This window comes from Streptomyces sp. NPDC126510 (genome assembly GCF_040302345.1).
Taxonomy (GTDB): Bacteria; Actinomycetota; Actinomycetes; order Streptomycetales; family Streptomycetaceae; genus Streptomyces.
Map to the genome: position 1 here is coordinate 101,250 of NZ_JBEORR010000003.1, position 16,090 is coordinate 117,339.

The window sequence follows — 16,090 nt, forward strand, 5'->3', positions numbered from 1 at the left end:
AGTGCGCCATCAACGCGTCCAGCAGCCCTCCGGCCGGAGCGGCGGTCAACGAATCGGTGACCGCCGTCGAACTCGCCGGGATCACCAAGCGTTTCCCCGGAGTCGTGGCCAACCACGACATCCACCTGACCGTCCGCAAGGGCACCGTGCACGCCCTGGTCGGCGAGAACGGCGCCGGCAAGTCGACGCTGATGAAGATCCTCTACGGCATGCAGAAGCCGGACGAGGGCACCATCGCCGTGGGCGGCGAGCAGGTCGCCTTCTCGTCGCCGGCCGACGCCATCGTCCGCGGCATCGGCATGGTCCACCAGCACTTCATGCTCGCCGACAACCTCACGGTCCTCGAGAACGTGGTCCTCGGCAGCGAGAAGCTCTACGGCATCGGCGCCAAGGCCCGCCGCAAGATCAAGGAGCTCTCCGAACGCTACGGCCTCGGCGTCGAGCCCGACCTCCTCGTCGAGGAGCTCGGTGTCGCCGCCCGCCAGCGCGTGGAGATCCTCAAGGTCCTCTACCGCGGCGCCACCACCCTCATCCTCGACGAGCCGACCGCCGTGCTCGTGCCGCAGGAAGTGGACGCGCTCTTCGCCAACCTGCGCGAACTGCGCTCCGAGGGCCTGTCGGTCATCTTCATCTCCCACAAGCTCGGCGAGGTGCTCTCCGTCGCCGACGAGATCACCGTCATCCGCCGCGGCACCACCGTCGGCACCGCCGTCCCCTCCGAGACGACGCCCCGTCAGCTCGCCGAGATGATGGTCGGCAGCGAGCTGCCCACGCCCGAGACGGCCGAGTCCACGGTCACCGACCGCCCGGTCATCGGCGTCGACAAGCTGCGCCTCGCCGCCCCCGGTGGCAAGGCCCTCCTGGACGACATCAGCTTCACCATCCACGCGGGTGAGGTCCTCGGCATCGCCGGTGTCGAGGGCAACGGCCAGACAGAACTGGTCGACGCCCTCATCGGCCTGCGGTCCGCCGACAGCGGCACCATCCGGCTCGCCGACGAGGAGATCACCGCCTGGCCCACCCGCAGGCGCCGCGAGCAGGGCATCGGCTACATCCCCGAGGACCGGCACCGCCACGGGCTCCTCCTGGAGGCACCCCTCTGGGAGAACCGGATCCTCGGCCACGTCACCGAGAAGCCCCTCGCCAAGGGCGTCTGGCTGGACCCGAAGGCGGCCCAGGAGGACACCCGCCGGATCGTCACGGAGTACGACGTCCGCACCCCCGGTATCGACGTCACCGCCGCCTCCCTGTCCGGCGGCAACCAGCAGAAGCTGATCGTCGGCCGCGAGATGAGCCACAAGCCGCGCTTCCTCATCGCCGCGCACCCCACCCGGGGCGTGGACGTCGGCGCCCAGGCCGCCATCTGGGACCACATCCGCGAGGCGCGCCGCGAGGGCCTGGCCGTGCTGCTGATCTCCGCCGACCTGGACGAGCTGATCGGCCTGTCCGACACGCTGCGCGTGATCTACAACGGCAAGCTGGTCGCGGACGCCGACCCGGCCACCATCACCCCCGAGGAGCTCGGCTCGGCCATGACCGGTGCCGCCACCGGGCACCTCGCGCACGACGACACCCCCGAGATCTCGAAGGCCGACGCCCCCGAGTCTCCGGAAGACGAGGCCCGCTGATGAAGAAGTTCGACAAGGAGCGCCTGCTCCTCGCGGTGGCCGGACCGGTCATCGCGCTGGCCGTGGCCTTCGTCCTGAGTGCGATCGTGCTGCTCGCCTCGGGCAAGAGCCCCTTCGAGCCGTTCGCCCTGATGTTCGAGCAGCTGGGCTTCTCCGACATCCAGGTCCTGATCATCAACCAGGCCTCGATGTACTACATCGCGGCCCTCGCGGTGGCCATCGGCTTCCGGATGAACCTGTTCAACATCGGCGTCGACGGCCAGTACCAGCTCGGCGCCATGATGGCCGCCGTCGTCGGCGCCCATGTGAACCTGCCGGCCGTCCTGCAGGTCCCGCTGCTGCTCCTGACCGCCGTCCTCACCGGCGCCTTCTGGTCCGGCATCGCCGGCGTCCTCAAGGTCACCCGCGGCGTCAGCGAGGTGGTCGCCACGATCATGCTCAACGCGATCGCCACCTCCGTGATCGCCTACATGTGGCTCCCGAGCGTCTTCGGCGTCAAGGCCGGCAACAACAACACCACCGGCGAGATGTCCGAGTCCGGCTGGATCCCCGGGATCAGCCTGGGCGACGCCGGTGAGATCTACGGCCTGGTGCTGCTCGCCGTCCTGCTCGGCATCGGCTACTGGATCGTCCTCAACCGCACCCGCTTCGGCTTCGACCTGCGTGCCTCCGGCGCCTCGACGACCGCCGCCGCGGCCAGTGGTGTGGACCCCAAGCGCATGGTGCTGACCGCCATGCTCATCTCCGGCGGCATCGCGGGCCTGGCCGGCCTGCCGATCCTGCTCGGCGACAGCCACACCTACGACCTCAACTTCCCCACCGGTATCGGCTTCCTCGGCATCGGCATCGCCCTGCTCGGCCGCAACAGCCCGGTCGGCATCGCCTTCGCCGCCCTGCTGTGGGCCTGGCTCGACAAGGCCTCGCCCGAACTGGACTTCCACGGCTACGACAAGGAGATCGCGGTCATCATGCAGGGCCTGATCGTCCTCTCGGTCGTCGTCTCCTACGAGGCCGTCCGCGAATGGGGTCTGCGCCGCCAGCAGCGTCGCGTCGGCGCCGAACTCGCCGCCGGACACGTCCTCGGCGCTCAGAACACGAAGGAGGTGGCTGGCCGATGACCACCGCGACCGACGTCAACCAGCCCACGCTGCAGCCCGCGGCGCCGACCGGCCGCCGCCTGTCGTGGCCCGTCCTGCTGCTCGTCATCGCCGGAGGCCTGGCGCTCACCTCGATCGTCCGCATCGTCACGGGCGCCGACGGCATCACCAACGTCAGCCAGATGTCCACCGCGCTCCAGCTCGCCGTGCCGATCGGCCTCGCCGGTCTCGGCGGTCTGTGGGCCGAGCGCGCGGGCGTGGTCAACATCGGCCTCGAGGGCATGATGATCCTCGGCACCTGGTTCGGCGCCTGGGCCGGCTTCCAGTGGGGCCCGTGGACCGGTGTGCTGGTCGGCATCCTCGGCGGCGCGATCGGCGGTCTGCTGCACGCCCTCGTGACCGTCACCTTCAACGTCAACCACATCGTCTCCGGTGTGGCCATCAACATCCTCGCCCTCGGCGCGACCCGCTACCTCGCACCCCTCGCCTTCGAGGGCCACACGGGCGGCTCCGCCAAGCAGTCCCCGGCGGTGGAATCCCTCGGCAACTTCACCGTGCCCGGCCTGTCCGACGGCCTCAGGGAACTCAACGACAAGGGCTGGTTCCTGATCTCGGACATCTCCGGCCTGCTCGGCGGCCTGGTCACCAACGTGTCCTGGCTGACCCTGATCGCCATCGCGCTGATCCCCGGCACGTGGTGGATCCTGTGGCGCACCGCGTTCGGCCTGCGGCTGCGCTCCTGCGGTGAGAACCCCGTCGCCGCCGAGTCCCTCGGCGTCAACGTCTACAAGTACAAGTACATCGCGGTCGTCATCTCCGGCGGTCTGGCCGGCCTCGGCGGTGCCTTCCTGTCCATCGTCGCCAACCCCTTCTACCTGGAGGGCCAGGTCAGCGGACGCGGCTTCATCGGCCTCGCGGCGATGATCTTCGGCAACTGGATGCCGGGCGGCCTCGCCCTCGGCGCGGGCCTGTTCGGCTACACCGACAGCCTCAACCTGCGCGGCGGCTCCGCCAACGTGCACGCCCTGCTGCTGCTCGGCGCGCTGCTGCTGATCATCGGGGCGATCTTCCTGGTGGTCCGCAAGAGGTACGCCCCGTCGATGATCACCGCGGTCGTCGCCGCCCTGGTGTTCGCCTGGTACGCGACCACCGACGAGGTCCCGAACCAGGTCGTCTCCGCCACGCCGTACGTCATCACCCTGGTGGTCCTCGCCATGTCCGCCCAGCGGCTGCGCATGCCGAAGGCGGACGGGCTGCCGTACCGGAAGGGGCAGGGCAAGTGACCGGCGCCGGCCCGGACGTCGACTGGGAGAAGCTGCGCGCGGTGGCGCGGGACGCCATGTCCCGGGCGTACGCCCCGTACTCAGGCTTCCCGGTCGGCGTGGCGGCCCTGGTCGACGACGGCCGGATCATCTCCGGCTGCAACGTCGAGAACGCCTCGTACGGACTCGGCCTGTGCGCCGAGTGCGGTCTGGTGTCCGAACTGCACAACACCGGCGGCGGCCGGCTGACGCACTTCACCTGCGTCGACCGGCACGGCGACACCCTCGTCCCGTGCGGCCGCTGCCGTCAGCTGCTCCACGAGTTCGGCGGCCCGGACCTCCTGCTGGAGACCCCCGAGGGGATCCTGCCGCTGTCCCGGATGCTGCCCCAGGCCTTCGGCCCGGAGCACCTCAGCAAGTAACCTCCGTGCGGCCCCTCTGAGTTGCTCACGCGACCGGCTCAGAGGGGCCGTACGGCTTCTGGAAACCTCGGAAGGAAGCCAAGCCATGGCCATGGACGTCATCTCCGTCATCCGCACCAAGCGGGACCGCGGTGAGCTCAGCGACGCGCAGATCGACTGGGTCATCGACGCGTACACCCGCGGGGAGGTCGCCGACGAGCAGATGTCCGCTCTCGCCATGGCGATCCTGCTGAACGGCATGAACCGCCGCGAGATCGCCCGCTGGACGGCCGCGATGATCGCCTCGGGCGAGCGCATGGACTTCTCGTCCCTGTCCCGTCCGACCGCCGACAAGCACTCCACGGGCGGCGTCGGCGACAAGATCACACTGCCTCTGGCCCCCCTGGTCGCCGCCTGCGGCGCGGCCGTCCCGCAGCTGTCGGGCCGCGGCCTCGGCCACACCGGCGGCACCCTCGACAAGCTGGAGTCGATCCCCGGCTGGCGTGCGCTGCTGTCCAACGAGGAGATGCTGAACGTCCTCGACACCACCGGCGCGGTGATCTGCGCCGCCGGTGACGGCCTGGCCCCCGCCGACAAGAAGCTCTACGCGCTGCGGGACGTCACCGGCACGGTCGAGGCGATCCCGCTGATCGCGTCCTCGATCATGTCCAAGAAGATCGCCGAGGGCACGGGCTCGCTGGTCCTGGACGTCAAGGTCGGCACCGGCGCCTTCATGAAGACCATCGAGGACGCCCGCGAACTGGCCTCCACGATGGTCGGTCTGGGCACGGACCACGGCGTGAGGACGGTCGCGCTCCTCACCGACATGTCCACCCCGCTCGGGCTCACCGCCGGCAACGCGCTGGAGGTCCGTGAGTCGGTCGAGGTCCTGGCGGGCGGCGGCCCCGCGGACGTCGTCGAGCTGACGATCGCGCTCGCCCGAGAGATGCTCGACGCGGCCGGCATCAAGGACGCCGACCCGGCGAAGGCCCTGGCCGACGGCTCGGCGATGGACGTCTGGCGCCGCATGATCGCCGCCCAGGGCGGCGACCCGGACGCGGCCCTGCCGGTCGCCCGCGAGCAGCACGTGATCAAGGCCCCGTCCTCCGGCGTCCTGAGCCGCCTCGACGCCTACGACATCGGCGTCGCCGCCTGGCGTCTCGGCGCGGGCCGGGCCCGCAAGGAGGACCCGGTGCAGGCGGGCGCGGGCGTCGAACTGCACGCCAAGCCCGGCGACCGGGTCACCGAGGGCCAGCCCCTCCTGACCCTCCACACCGACACCCCCGAGCGCTTCGAGTATGCCCTGACGTCGATCGAGGGCTCCTACGACATCGCGGCCGAGGGCACGGACGTCACGGCGTCGCCGGTGGTGCTGGAACGTATCGCCTGAGCTGGGGTTTCCCCTTACGGGTGAACGGGATCGGTGGACCGCCGCCGGTCCCGTTCGGCATGCTGGGATCGGTGACGCACCGATTGGAGACCCGCCATGAGCGCACTCACCGTGAGCCAGGACCCCGAGCAGAGCTGGGACGACCTCGTCCGGTTCTGGGAGGAGATGGATTGGCCCGAGGGCAGCAAGGTGGAGATCATCGAGGGGATCATCACCGTGTCACCTGCTCCGGCGTACCGCCACAACCTGATCGCGGAACGCATCCAGCGTCGCCTCTACTCCGTGATCCCCGAGGATTGGGGGATCTTCCAGACGCTGGCCATCGCCGTGCCCTCACGTCTGGGCATGCTTATCCCGGACCTCGTGGTGGCTCCGAGGCGGGAGGACACGGAGACGGACACCCACATCCCGGCCGCCCTCGCCGAACTCGTAGTCGAGGTCACGTCCAAGTCCAACGCTCGCCACGACCGGGTCAGCAAGCCGGCCGCCTACGCCACTGCCGGTATTCCGCTCTACCTCCTCGTGGACCGCTGGGCTGCCGACGGTCCCACCGTGACGCTCTACGGCGAGCCCAAGGGCGATGTCTACCGCCCCCTGGGCACCGCGAAGTTCGGCGAGTCGATCAAGCTGCCGGCTCCCTTCGACCTTGTCATCGACACCGGCGAGTTTCCGGAAGGCTGAGTCACCCCAGCACCGCCGCCACGACCACCAGCACCGGAATCGCCAGCACCGTCGACAGCAGGATGGCCTCCCTCGCCAGCACCTCGCCCACCCGGTAGCTGCTCGCGTAGGTGAACAGGTTCTGGGCGGCCGGCAGGGCCGACGTCACCACCACGTCGAGCAGGGATGCCCCGGTCAGGCCGAAGAGGGCCGCCGCGAAGGCCCAGGCGGCCAGGGGCTGCACCACCGACTTGAGAGCCACCGCGAGGAGCACCGGGGCCCGTTCCGCGCCGCGCAGCGGAAGCGTGCTGCCGCGCAGGGAGATGCCGAAGGCCAGCAGGACCGCCGGGACCGACATGTTGCCGATCAGGGTGAGGGGGTCCAGCAGAGGGCCCGGCACCCTGAGGCCCGACGCCGAAACCGCCACCCCGCCCAGGGAACCCAGCGCTATCGGATTGCGCAGCGGCGTGAGCAGCCGCTGCCACAGCGGCCGTTTCTCCCCACCGCTCGCCAGGTCCAGGACCGTCAGCGCCACCGGCGTCACCCCGACCAGCTGGAACAGCAGCACCGGCGCGACCAGCGACGCGTCGCCCAGCACGTACACGGCGATCGGGATGCCCAGGTTCCCGGAGTTGACGTAACTGGAGCACAGCGCGCCGATCGTCGTCCGGCCCACACCCCAGCCCCGCGCCGCCCCCACCGCCACGAAGACGCCCGCCGCCGCTGCCGTGCTCATCGCCGTCACCAGCAGCCGGTCGGAGAAGATCACCGACAGGTCGGCCTGCGCCAGCGTCGTGAAGAGCAGCGCCGGGGACGCCACGTGGAAGGCGAGCTTGGTGAGGACCTCGCGGCCGCCGTCGCCCAGATAGCCCCGGCGGCCGATCACATAGCCGACGCCGATGACGACGGCGATGACCGCGAACCCGCTCAGCACCCCCCGCACGGCACCTCCCCGCAGGCGAGGAGGGCATGGAGCAGCGCGGCAGGGGCAGATGGTTGGGGCATACAGCCAACCCTCCGGGGAAGGCAGTGCCCGGGTCAATGTGATCCTTACGGCGCCGGCAGGCCGCACGGCGGCCCGGCAGGACGGACGGTCGCGATGAGTTACAGCCGCCCGCCCGGTCTACCGATCGTGGACGCCATGACACCGCCCGTGCTCGTACTGCCCGGCCCTGTCACCCGGGACGAGGTGAGAGGGCTCAGCGACGATGTGCGGGCACTGCTGCACGGCAGCGGTGCCCGGGTCGTGGTGTGCGATGTCGGGGGCCTGGGGCCGCCGGGCCTCACCGCCGTCGACGTCCTGGCGAGGCTCCAGCTGGCCGCCCGCCGCGCCGGGGGCCGGATCCGGCTGCGCGACCCCGACCCGGCCCTAAGCGCCCTGCTCGACCTGGTCGGACTCCGCTTCGAGGTGGAGGGGGAGATCGAACAGCGGGAACCAGCGCTGGGTGTCGAGGAAGCAGTGGAACCCGGTGATCCGGCCGTCTGAGATCTCCAGCACCTGGACCGCCCACGGCACGAAGCCGCCCTTGTCGGGGTCCGGCTTGTACTGCGCGAACCCCGGCAGGCCGTTGACCTGCACGGGCACCAGCCGGGAACCCGCGCAGGGAGCGCCGAGCGTGGTCATGAAGCCGGTGATGTCCCGCGTGCCGGTGAGCCACAGGTCGAACGGCGGCATCGTCATGACCGCGTCCTCGTGCAGCAGGGCCGTCAGCGCCGTCATGTCGTAGCCCTCGAAGGCCGCCACATAGCGGTCCAGCAGCTTCTTCTGGTCCTCGTCCAGCGGGTCGGAGACGGCCGCGTCGGCGCCGGGCTCCTGGCGGTCGGCCAGGGTGGCGCGGGCCCGCTGCAGTGCGCTGTTCACCGACGCCACCGAGGTGTCCAGCAGCTCGGCGACCTCACTGGCCTTCCAGGCCAGCACCTCGCGCAGGATCAGCACGGCCCGCTGCTTGGCCGGCAGCTGCTGCAGGGCGGCCATGAAGGCGAGCCGCACGGACTCCTTGGCGATCGCCGCCTCCGCCGGGTCGCCGGTCGTGGGCAGCACGCGGGCGTCCGGCATGGGCTCCAGCCAGGTGTTGTCCGGGCGGGGGGAGAGGGCGGCCTGGGCGAGCGGGGTGGAGTCGGTCAGGTCCATGGGCCGGGCCCGCTTGTTGCCCGCGGTCAGCATGTCCAGGCACACGTTGGTCGCGATCCGGTAGAGCCAGGAGCGCAGGCTGGAGCGGCCCTCGAACTTGTCGTAGCTGCGCCAGGCGCGGACCATCGTGTCCTGCACCGCGTCCTCGGCCTCGAAGGACGAGCCGAGCATCCGGTAGCAGTACCCCGTCAGCTCCGTCCGGTGTGCCTCCAGCCTGGTGTCCAGGTCCGTCGGTGCCGCCGTGCCGTTCGCCATCTCCACCCACCCCTGTGGACGTTCTGTTCGCGCGCCGTTGCGCTCCAGCACTTCGGAAGCTACCGCAGCCCACTGACAACGGCCCCCCGAGCGCACAAAAGCGCAGGTGGAAGCAGGTGATCCAGACCGGCTGCGACGGGCCGGCCGGCCTTCACGCGAGCTCCTTGACCGACATCAGCAGATGCCGGTGCGCACCGGCCTCCGTGACCGTGCCCGTCTCCCCGTCGTCCGGGTCGTCCGGGTCGTTCGGCACGGCGTGCAGCAGCGCCCGCTGCCCCGCGCCCAGCAGCTCCAGCCGGATCCGCGGCTCCTCGAAGGACGTCAGCGCGTCCAGCAGGTAGGCCGGGTTGAACGCCACCGGCACCTCGTCGGCGCCGCTCAGCGTGGCGGGCAGCCGCTGGGCCGCCACGTCGTCCCCGAAGCCGGCGCACAGTCGTACGGAGCCGTCGGCCGAGAAGTCCAGCCGTACCGACTGTTCGCCTCCGCCACCACCGCGACCCGGCGCACCGCCTCCGCGAGCCCCTCGCGTTCCACCTCGGCGACCGCCGCCCCCGTCATGTCGAACAGCGACGTGTACGCGGGCAGCCGCCCGTCCAGCAGGCGCAGCGCCGCCCGCCCTCGAAGCCGACCAGCCCGCCACCCCCGCCGGGCTCCCACCCGATCCGCATGTCCCCGCACCGCCCCAGCGACCGCGCCACGTCCAGCAGCCGCCGTGCCGGCAGCAGGGCCTGCACGACCCCGTCAGCGCCGGCGGCCTCCGGCTTCCACTCCAGCCGGCGCACCGCGTACCGGTAGCGGTCCGAGGCGGCCAGGGTCATCTCCCCGCCGTCGAGACGCAGTTGGACGCCCGTCAGCAGCGGCAGGGTGTCGTCGCGTCCGGCGGCGACCGCGACCTGGGCGACGGCGCTCGCGAACGCGGCGGCGTCCACGGTGCCGTAGGGCGCGGGCGGCGCGGGCAGGGACGGGTACTCGGCGAGCGGCAGCGTCGACAGCCCGAAGCGCGTGCCGTCCGCCTCCACCGTGAACCGCGAGGCCTCCAGGGCGCAGTTCACCGGCCCGTCCGGCAACACCCGGCAGACGTCCAGCAGCCGGCGCCCCGGGACCAGCACCCGCCCGGGCCCGGCCGCCTCCGCGTCGGCCTCCACCCGGACCGCCGCCTCGAAGTCGAACCCCGTCACGGCCAGCCGCCCCGCGTCCGCCTCCAGCAGCAGCCCGCCCAGCACCGGCACCGGTGTCCGCCCGGGCAGCGCGCGGGCCGCCCGGCCCACGGCGTCGGCGAACTCCGCACGGTCGATCCGGAACTCCATGAAAAATCCCCCTGCTCGGTCCGGTGGTCAGCCGACGCGGACGGTATCCGCACCCACTGACAACCGGCCCCGGGCAGGGGGACCGACGTCGGAGCTCAGGCAGCCGTGGCCAGGTGGCGGCGCTGCAGCCGGGCCGCCCGGGTCCCGAAGACGGTGATCGTCACGACGCCCAGGACCGCCAGCAGTCCGACTCCGACCGTCCCGGCCCAGCCGCCGGCGTGGAAGGCGATCGCGCCGACCGTGCTGCCCGCGCTGGAGCCGATGTAGTACGCGGACTGGTACAGCGCCGAGGCCTGGGCGCGGCCGTGCGTGGCCGTCTTGCTGACCGCCGAGGAGGCGACCGCGTGGCCCGCGAAGAAGCCCGCCGTGATCAGGACGAGGCCCAGCAGGACCAGCGGGAGGGTGCCCGCCAGGGACAGCAGCAGGCCCGCCGCCGTCGTACCGCCCGCCGCGTACAGCGCGCCGCGGCGGCCCAGCCGGCCGACCAGCCGGCCCGCGGTCGACGCCGACACCGTGCCGACCAGGTACACCAGGAAGATGGAGCCGATGATGCCCTGCGGCAGCGAGAACGGGGCCTCGGTCAGCCGGTAGCCGATGACCGTGTACACGCCGCCGAACACCGTCATGAACAGCGCGCCGATCGCGTACAGCCGGCACAGCAGCGGGTTGGACAGGTGGTCACGCACGGTCCGGGCCAGGACGCGCGGCCGCAGCGAACCGGTCTTGAAGTGCCGCGGGGCGGGGAGCAGCAGCCGGAAGGCCACCGCGCACGCCACCGCGATCACACCGATGACTCCGACGGCGGCCCGCCAGCCCCACTCCTGCGCGACCCAGCCGGTGATGACCCGGCCGCTCATCCCGCCGACGCTGTTGCCGGCGACGAACAGGCCGATGGCGGTGACCAGAGCCTTGGGGGTGACCTCCTCCGCGAGGTACGCGGTCGCCGACGCCGGCAGCCCGGCCAGGGCGGCGCCCTGCAGGGCCCGCAGCGCGATCAGCACCCCGAGGGAGGGGGCGAACGGCACCAGCAGCCCGAGCGTGACGGCCACGGCCAGCGACGCGGTCATGACCGCCCGGCGTCCGAAGCGCTCCGACAGGGCGCTCATCGGCAGCACGAACAGCGCCAGCCCGCCCGTCGCGGCGGCCACCGTCCAGCTCGCGTCGCTCGCCGCCACCCCGAACTCGCCGGAGATCAGCGGGAGCAGCGCCTGGGTGGAGTACAGCAGCGCGAAGGTCGCGACACCCGCGAGGAAGAGGGCGAAGCTCATCCGGCGGTAGCCGGGGCCACCCGGGGAGACGCGTGAGTCGACGGCAGGGACAGAGGCATCGGCGCCCACGACGGTGGACGCCCCGGTACTGGCGGGAGACATGCCTCGAACCTACGGAGGCCCGCACTCATCCGTCCAATGCATGGAACGGTCATAATCGTTCCCATGGTGCATCAACCAAGCTCACAGGGCCGCCTGTCACCAAGCAGTGACACAGAAGACAGGGCAGAGATGTCGAAGGCGCTGGCGCCGCGCCTCGCGTACTTCGCGGGCGTCGCCCGCACCGAGCACGTCACCCGCGCCGCCCGGGAGATGAACGTCCCCCAGTCGACCCTCTCGCGCTCCATGGCCCGCCTGGAGCAGGACCTGGGCGTCGACCTGTTCGCCCGGCACGGCCGCACCGTCTCCCTCACCCCGGCCGGCCGCACCTTCCTCGCCTCCGTGGAGCGCGCCCTGGCCGAGGTCGAGCGCGCCGCCGAGGAGGTGCGCGCCGACGCCGACCCGACCACCGGCAAGGTCGCCTTCGGTTTCCTGCACACCATGGGTGCCGAGACCGTCCCGGGCCTCCTGCACGCCTTCCGCGCCGACCACCCGCGCGTCCGCTTCAGCCTCGTCCAGAACTACGGCGAGGCCATGCTGGAACGCCTCCGCGCCGGCGAGCTCGACCTGTGTCTGACGTCCCCGGTGCCCGACGCCCCCGACCTGGTGGCCCGTCGCCTGGACGAGCAGAAGCTGCGCCTGGTCGTCCCCGCCGACCACTCCCTCGCCGGGCGCCGCCGCATCCGCCTCGCCGAGGCGTCCGACGAAACGTTCGTCACCCTGGAACCGGGCTACGGCCTGCGCCGCATCACCGACGACCTCTGCAAGGAGGCCGGCTTCAAGCCCCGCATCGCCTTCGAGGGCGAGGAGGCGGAAACCCTGAGGGGTTTGGTGGCGGCGGGCCTCGGAGTCGCCCTCCTGCCCCCACCGGCCGTCCCCCGACCGGGCGTGGTGGAACTGACGGTCACCGCCCCACGTGCCGTCCGGGAGATCGGAGTCGCCTGGCTCGAAGGCCACCCGGACACACCCCCGGTGGCGGCCTTCAAGAGGTTCCTGCTCTCAAGAAGGGGCAGCTTGTTGCCCACCTGAACGGCAGCGGACCTCAGGGGCGCGGGGAACTGCGCGACAAGCCACGCACAACCCGCACTCCGAAGACACGCTCAACCCCTACGGCGCTATCGTCTCCGCCCAAAGCCGGAGGCCAACGGCATCCGCAACCCCAACGGCGGCGGCGCTGCGAACGCGTCCCGCACGGGCCGCGACACCGCCTTCCCGAACAACGCCCCCATCACGAAGTCCTCGGCCAGAGCCAGCACTTCGTCCCGGTACTGGTGCAACCCGTGGCCGTCCGCGTGCACTTCGAACCGGCACACGTCCCGGTTCGCCTTCTTCGCCCGTGCCGCCAGCCGGAAGGACAACTCGGGATCCGTCCGCCCGTCGTTCGTGCCGTGCACGATCAGCACCTGGCGCCCGACCAGCTGCTTCACCGGTTCGGGTGGCGTGGCGACGCCCTCCTCCGGCAGCCAAGGGGCGAGCGCCAGCACGGAGTTGACGGCCTCGTGGCCCCCCGCCCGCAGTCCGGCCCGGCCGCCCATCCCGAGACCGACGAGGCAGACCGGGACGTCCCCGTACCGCCGGACGGCCTCGTCGGCCGCCCAGGTCGCGTCCCGCGCGAGATTGGCCTCGTCGCCGTTCCAGCCGCGGCAGCGGTAGTGCACGACGTGCGCGGCGAGACCCTGGTCCCGGCCCGCGCGGGTCAGGCGGCGCCCGACGGCCCGCACGGAAGCGGCCGCCAGCAGAGGCGAGGGTCTGCGGCCGGAGACCTCGTCGCCGCCGGGGAGCAGCAGCACCACGCCGCTCACCGCCGTCGGTTCCGGACCGAGTGCCCTGCCCAGCCGGGCCCTGCGAACCGGCGTCGCTTGGTGTGCCATGGCAGAACAGTGTCAGAAGCGCGGCTGTCCCCGACCCGTCCTCGGGGTCACCGTTACGTATCGACGAAAACGTCAAGCGTCCGGGAACGCGCCGTCTACGCGCGTAGGCGTTACAGTGCGGAAATGACGAGCCAGACCATTGCGAACACCCCGACACCGGACCAGATCCGCCGGGCACCCAAGGTTCTGCTGCACGACCACCTCGACGGCGGTCTGCGCCCCGGCACGATCGTCGAACTCGCCCGCGCCTGCGGCTATACCCAGCTCCCCGACACCGATCCCGAGAAACTCGGCCTCTGGTTCCGTGAGGCCGCCGACTCCGGTTCCCTGGAGAGGTATCTGGAGACGTTCTCGCACACCGTCGGCGTCATGCAGACCCGTGACGCCCTGGTCCGGGTCGCCGCCGAATGCGCCGAGGACCTCGCCGCGGACGGCGTCGTCTACGCCGAGGTGCGCTACGCCCCCGAGCAGCACCTGGAGGGCGGCCTCGGTCTCGAAGAGGTCGTGGAGGCCGTCAACGAGGGCTTCCGGGAAGGGGAGCGGCGCGCCCGGGAGAACGGTCAGCGCATCCGTGTGGGCGCGCTGCTCACCGCCATGCGGCACGCGGCCCGTGCCCTGGAGATCGCGGAACTCGCCAACCGCCACCGCGATCTGGGAGTCGTCGGCTTCGATATCGCCGGTGCCGAGGCCGGCTACCCGCCCACCCGGCACCTGGACGCCTTCGAGTACCTCAAGCGCGAGAACAACCACTTCACCATCCACGCCGGCGAGGCCTTCGGCCTGCCCTCCATCTGGCAGGCCCTCCAGTGGTGCGGCGCCGACCGGCTCGGCCACGGCGTGCGGATCATCGACGACATCCAGGTCCACGAGGACGGCCGGGTCGAACTCGGGAGGCTCGCCTCCTACGTCCGGGACAAGCGCATCCCGCTGGAGCTGTGCCCGAGCTCCAACCTCCAGACCGGGGCCGCGTCCTCGTACGCCGAGCACCCCATCGGTCTGCTGCGCCGGCTGCACTTCCGGGCCACGGTCAACACGGACAACCGCCTGATGTCCCACACCAGCATGAGCCGGGAATTCGAGCACCTTGTCGAGGCGTTCGGTTACACGCTCGACGACATGCAATGGTTCTCCGTCAATGCGATGAAATCATCTTTCATTCCTTTCGATGAACGGCTGGCCATGATCAATGACGTGATCAAGCCCGGATATGCCGAGCTGAAATCCGAATGGCTGTTCCGCCAGACCGCTTCCACCAGCGGTTCTGATGCTTCGTAGGGCAGATTGAGGGATGTTCGGCGCACGGCGAATGCGGGCGGTGTTCACCATCCGTCCGCATTTCGATGTTTGCGGCGGGCGGGGCCGCGTGATTACGGTCGCTGAACCGCTCACACCCGTCATCCCATTACGAGGACGCATTTTCATGAAGCAGTCTGCTGCCAGGACTCTCGGTGTCGCCGCTCTCGGCGCCGCCTTCGCCGCCGCCGGTGCGGGTGCCGCCAACGCCGCCCCGACCCTCCCGGACCCTGCCCGGACGCTGGAGAGTGTCACCGCGGCAGCCCCGGCGGAGCAGCTCTCCCAGACGCTGCCGGCCGGTGCGGGTGAGGCGCTGGGGCAGGGGCAGACCCTGGCCGGCACCGGTCTCGCCGCCGCCCAGCCGGTCGCCGGGCAGCTGCTCGCCCAGGGCCCGACCGGCCCGGCCGCCAAGCTGCTCGGCGGGCTCCCGACGAAGGGTCTGCCGGTGAAGGGCGTGCCGGCCGTCTGACCCTCCCGTCGACGGCGGACACACGCGCCGATGGGGCGCACCCACACGGGGTGCGCCCCATCGGCGTTCTCACCTACGGGCGTTACCAGGCCGTTTGGGCCTTGCCGTGCGTCTTGTCCTCCGCGGGCAGCAGAATCCACAGCGCGATGTACAGCAGGAACTGCGGGCCGGGCAGCAGGCACGAGATCAGGAAGATCACCCGCATCGTCGTCGCGGAGGTGCCGAAGCGCCGTGCCAGTGCGGCGCACACTCCGCCGATCATGCGGCCGTGGGTGGGGCGGGCGAGGCGGGACATGTGCGACTCCTTCAGCGTCGGTGCGTGAGGCCTCTCGTCCGAGTGCCCCATCTGCCCTCCACGCTACGGAGACGAAGGGGGCAAAGCGTCGCTCCACGGGGCGATCCCGACCCTGGGAATCGTCGGGGTCCGACCCTGAGCCGGCTCCTCCGCGGGGAGGGGCGTGCGCAGCAGCCGGCCGGTGGTGCGGCGGCGCAGCCAGGAGCGGCCCGCCGGGACCAGCGCGAGATGCGCGAGGGCCACGCCCACGGTGTTCAGGAACAGCGAGTCGACGTCGACGACCTGACCGGGCACGCCCGTCTGCAGCAGTTCGATGGACCAGGAGAGCAGTGCCCCGGCCGCGACGGTGCGCAGCAGGGACGCCAGCGGCGAGACGATCAGCCTGCCGCCCGCCAGCGGCAGCAGGACACCCAGCGGGGCGAGCAGGGCCAGCCCCTCCCCGATCCGGCGGGCCGCCTCGGGCCAGCCCAGGGCCAGATCGGCCCGGATACCGGCGAACGGCCGGAGATTGGCGGGCATCACCCAGGGCACGTCCAGCGGCCGCAGCGTGAGCCAGGCGACGAACGCCAGGTGTGCGACGAGGAGGACACCTCCTGTCACACGGATGCGGAACGCGGCGCTGCCGCCGATGGAGCCTTGACGCTGCACGACCCCCAAGACGCCG

Annotated in this window: 18 protein-coding genes; 10 read left to right on the forward strand and 8 right to left on the reverse strand. The window is 71.4% G+C overall.

The window, feature by feature from the left end:
• Positions 1-56: 56 nt before the first annotated feature.
• The 6 genes from ABTX60_RS04395 (at position 57) to ABTX60_RS04420 (ending at position 6,459) form a co-directional block, all read left to right on the forward strand.
• A complete protein-coding gene (locus ABTX60_RS04395) occupies positions 57-1,628 on the forward strand; it encodes an ABC transporter ATP-binding protein (RefSeq protein WP_352095559.1) in 1,572 nt (523 codons plus the stop codon).
• The gene (locus tag ABTX60_RS04400; RefSeq protein ID WP_352095560.1) at positions 1,628-2,746 is read left to right on the forward strand and encodes an ABC transporter permease; all 1,119 of its coding nucleotides are present in this window, start codon (positions 1,628-1,630) and stop codon (positions 2,744-2,746) included. Before ABTX60_RS04395 ends, ABTX60_RS04400 begins: the two co-directional genes overlap by 1 nt.
• Positions 2,743-4,008, forward strand: coding sequence for an ABC transporter permease (locus ABTX60_RS04405; RefSeq protein WP_352095561.1), 1,266 nt, complete (start codon positions 2,743-2,745; stop codon positions 4,006-4,008). The genes ABTX60_RS04400 and ABTX60_RS04405 overlap by 4 nt, the downstream gene beginning before the upstream one ends.
• Positions 4,005-4,409, forward strand: a complete 405-nt coding sequence (locus ABTX60_RS04410) for a cytidine deaminase (RefSeq protein WP_352095562.1) — start codon at positions 4,005-4,007, stop codon at positions 4,407-4,409. The genes ABTX60_RS04405 and ABTX60_RS04410 overlap by 4 nt, the downstream gene beginning before the upstream one ends.
• A 91-nt stretch (positions 4,410-4,500) precedes the next feature.
• Entirely contained in the window at positions 4,501-5,778 is a 1,278-nt protein-coding gene (locus tag ABTX60_RS04415; protein ID WP_352095802.1) for a thymidine phosphorylase, read from the forward strand.
• Positions 5,779-5,874: 96 nt separating this feature from the next.
• Entirely contained in the window at positions 5,875-6,459 is a 585-nt protein-coding gene (locus tag ABTX60_RS04420; protein ID WP_352095563.1) for a Uma2 family endonuclease, read from the forward strand.
• Between the two features lies 1 nt (position 6,460).
• On the opposite strand, the gene ABTX60_RS04425 is transcribed toward ABTX60_RS04420, so the two are convergent.
• Positions 6,461-7,381 (reverse strand): AEC family transporter, encoded by a 921-nt coding sequence (locus tag ABTX60_RS04425; protein ID WP_352095564.1) that lies wholly within the window; start codon positions 7,379-7,381, stop codon positions 6,461-6,463.
• Positions 7,382-7,537: 156 nt separating this feature from the next.
• Here ABTX60_RS04425 and ABTX60_RS04430 point away from each other — a divergent pair, with 156 nt between their 5' ends.
• Positions 7,538-7,924: an STAS domain-containing protein gene (locus ABTX60_RS04430; RefSeq protein WP_352095565.1), complete on the forward strand. Its 387-nt coding sequence runs from the start codon at positions 7,538-7,540 to the stop codon at positions 7,922-7,924.
• Here the strand turns inward: ABTX60_RS04430 and ABTX60_RS04435 are convergent.
• The 4 genes from ABTX60_RS04435 to ABTX60_RS04445 form a co-directional block, all read right to left on the reverse strand.
• Positions 7,808-8,824, reverse strand: a complete 1,017-nt coding sequence (locus tag ABTX60_RS04435) for a sigma-70 family RNA polymerase sigma factor (RefSeq protein ID WP_352095566.1) — start codon at positions 8,822-8,824, stop codon at positions 7,808-7,810. The genes ABTX60_RS04430 and ABTX60_RS04435 overlap by 117 nt on opposite strands.
• A 151-nt stretch (positions 8,825-8,975) precedes the next feature.
• Positions 8,976-9,464, reverse strand: coding sequence for a hypothetical protein (locus tag ABTX60_RS43195; RefSeq protein ID WP_502992270.1), 489 nt, complete (start codon positions 9,462-9,464; stop codon positions 8,976-8,978).
• Entirely contained in the window at positions 9,379-10,131 is a 753-nt protein-coding gene (locus tag ABTX60_RS04440; protein ID WP_502992271.1) for a DNA polymerase III subunit beta, read from the reverse strand. Before ABTX60_RS04440 ends, ABTX60_RS43195 begins: the two co-directional genes overlap by 86 nt.
• A 95-nt stretch (positions 10,132-10,226) precedes the next feature.
• Positions 10,227-11,501 carry an MFS transporter gene (locus tag ABTX60_RS04445; protein ID WP_352095567.1) on the reverse strand — a complete coding sequence of 425 codons (1,275 nt, stop codon included), beginning with the start codon at positions 11,499-11,501 and terminating at the stop codon, positions 10,227-10,229.
• Positions 11,502-11,564: 63 nt separating this feature from the next.
• On the opposite strand from ABTX60_RS04445, the gene ABTX60_RS04450 reads away from it, so the two are divergent.
• Entirely contained in the window at positions 11,565-12,527 is a 963-nt protein-coding gene (locus tag ABTX60_RS04450) for a LysR family transcriptional regulator (RefSeq protein WP_352095568.1), read from the forward strand.
• 86 nt (positions 12,528-12,613) lie between these two features.
• Here the strand turns inward: ABTX60_RS04450 and ABTX60_RS04455 are convergent, their stop codons facing one another.
• Positions 12,614-13,369 carry an alpha/beta hydrolase gene (locus ABTX60_RS04455; RefSeq protein WP_352095569.1) on the reverse strand — a complete coding sequence of 252 codons (756 nt, stop codon included), beginning with the start codon at positions 13,367-13,369 and terminating at the stop codon, positions 12,614-12,616.
• A 123-nt stretch (positions 13,370-13,492) separates the two neighbouring features.
• Between ABTX60_RS04455 and ABTX60_RS04460 the strand changes: the two genes are divergently transcribed.
• The gene (locus ABTX60_RS04460; RefSeq protein WP_352095570.1) at positions 13,493-14,644 is read left to right on the forward strand and encodes an adenosine deaminase; all 1,152 of its coding nucleotides are present in this window, start codon (positions 13,493-13,495) and stop codon (positions 14,642-14,644) included.
• 145 nt (positions 14,645-14,789) lie between these two features.
• On the forward strand, positions 14,790-15,131 hold the full coding sequence (locus ABTX60_RS04465; protein WP_352095571.1) for an ATP-binding protein: 342 nt from the start codon (positions 14,790-14,792) through the stop codon (positions 15,129-15,131).
• An 82-nt stretch (positions 15,132-15,213) separates the two neighbouring features.
• Here the strand turns inward: ABTX60_RS04465 and ABTX60_RS04470 are convergent, their stop codons facing one another.
• Both ABTX60_RS04470 and ABTX60_RS04475 read right to left on the reverse strand, forming a co-directional pair.
• Positions 15,214-15,426, reverse strand: coding sequence for a PspC domain-containing protein (locus ABTX60_RS04470; protein ID WP_053675614.1), 213 nt, complete (start codon positions 15,424-15,426; stop codon positions 15,214-15,216).
• Between the two features lie 63 nt (positions 15,427-15,489).
• Entirely contained in the window at positions 15,490-16,074 is a 585-nt protein-coding gene (locus ABTX60_RS04475) for a VanZ family protein (protein ID WP_352095572.1), read from the reverse strand.
• Positions 16,075-16,090 lie beyond the last annotated feature (16 nt).

Bases quoted from the DNA above. Each gene is read 5' to 3' on its own strand.
- ABTX60_RS04400 (WP_352095560.1), top strand. From the start codon at position 1,628: ATGAAGAAGTTCGACAAGGAGCGCCTGCTCCTCGCGGTGGCCGGACCG.
- ABTX60_RS04405 (WP_352095561.1), top strand. From the start codon at position 2,743: ATGACCACCGCGACCGACGTCAACCAGCCCACGCTGCAGCCCGCGGCG.
- ABTX60_RS04415 (WP_352095802.1), top strand. From the start codon at position 4,501: ATGGACGTCATCTCCGTCATCCGCACCAAGCGGGACCGCGGTGAGCTC.
- ABTX60_RS04420 (WP_352095563.1), top strand. From the start codon at position 5,875: ATGAGCGCACTCACCGTGAGCCAGGACCCCGAGCAGAGCTGGGACGAC.
- ABTX60_RS04430 (WP_352095565.1), top strand. From the start codon at position 7,538: ATGAGTTACAGCCGCCCGCCCGGTCTACCGATCGTGGACGCCATGACA.
- ABTX60_RS04435 (WP_352095566.1), bottom strand. From the start codon at position 8,824: ATGGCGAACGGCACGGCGGCACCGACGGACCTGGACACCAGGCTGGAG.
- ABTX60_RS04440 (WP_502992271.1), bottom strand. From the start codon at position 10,131: ATGGAGTTCCGGATCGACCGTGCGGAGTTCGCCGACGCCGTGGGCCGG.
- ABTX60_RS04445 (WP_352095567.1), bottom strand. From the start codon at position 11,501: ATGTCTCCCGCCAGTACCGGGGCGTCCACCGTCGTGGGCGCCGATGCC.
- ABTX60_RS04450 (WP_352095568.1), top strand. From the start codon at position 11,565: ATGGTGCATCAACCAAGCTCACAGGGCCGCCTGTCACCAAGCAGTGAC.
- ABTX60_RS04455 (WP_352095569.1), bottom strand. From the start codon at position 13,369: ATGGCACACCAAGCGACGCCGGTTCGCAGGGCCCGGCTGGGCAGGGCA.
- ABTX60_RS04460 (WP_352095570.1), top strand. From the start codon at position 13,493: ATGACGAGCCAGACCATTGCGAACACCCCGACACCGGACCAGATCCGC.
- ABTX60_RS04465 (WP_352095571.1), top strand. From the start codon at position 14,790: ATGAAGCAGTCTGCTGCCAGGACTCTCGGTGTCGCCGCTCTCGGCGCC.
- ABTX60_RS04470 (WP_053675614.1), bottom strand. From the start codon at position 15,426: ATGTCCCGCCTCGCCCGCCCCACCCACGGCCGCATGATCGGCGGAGTG.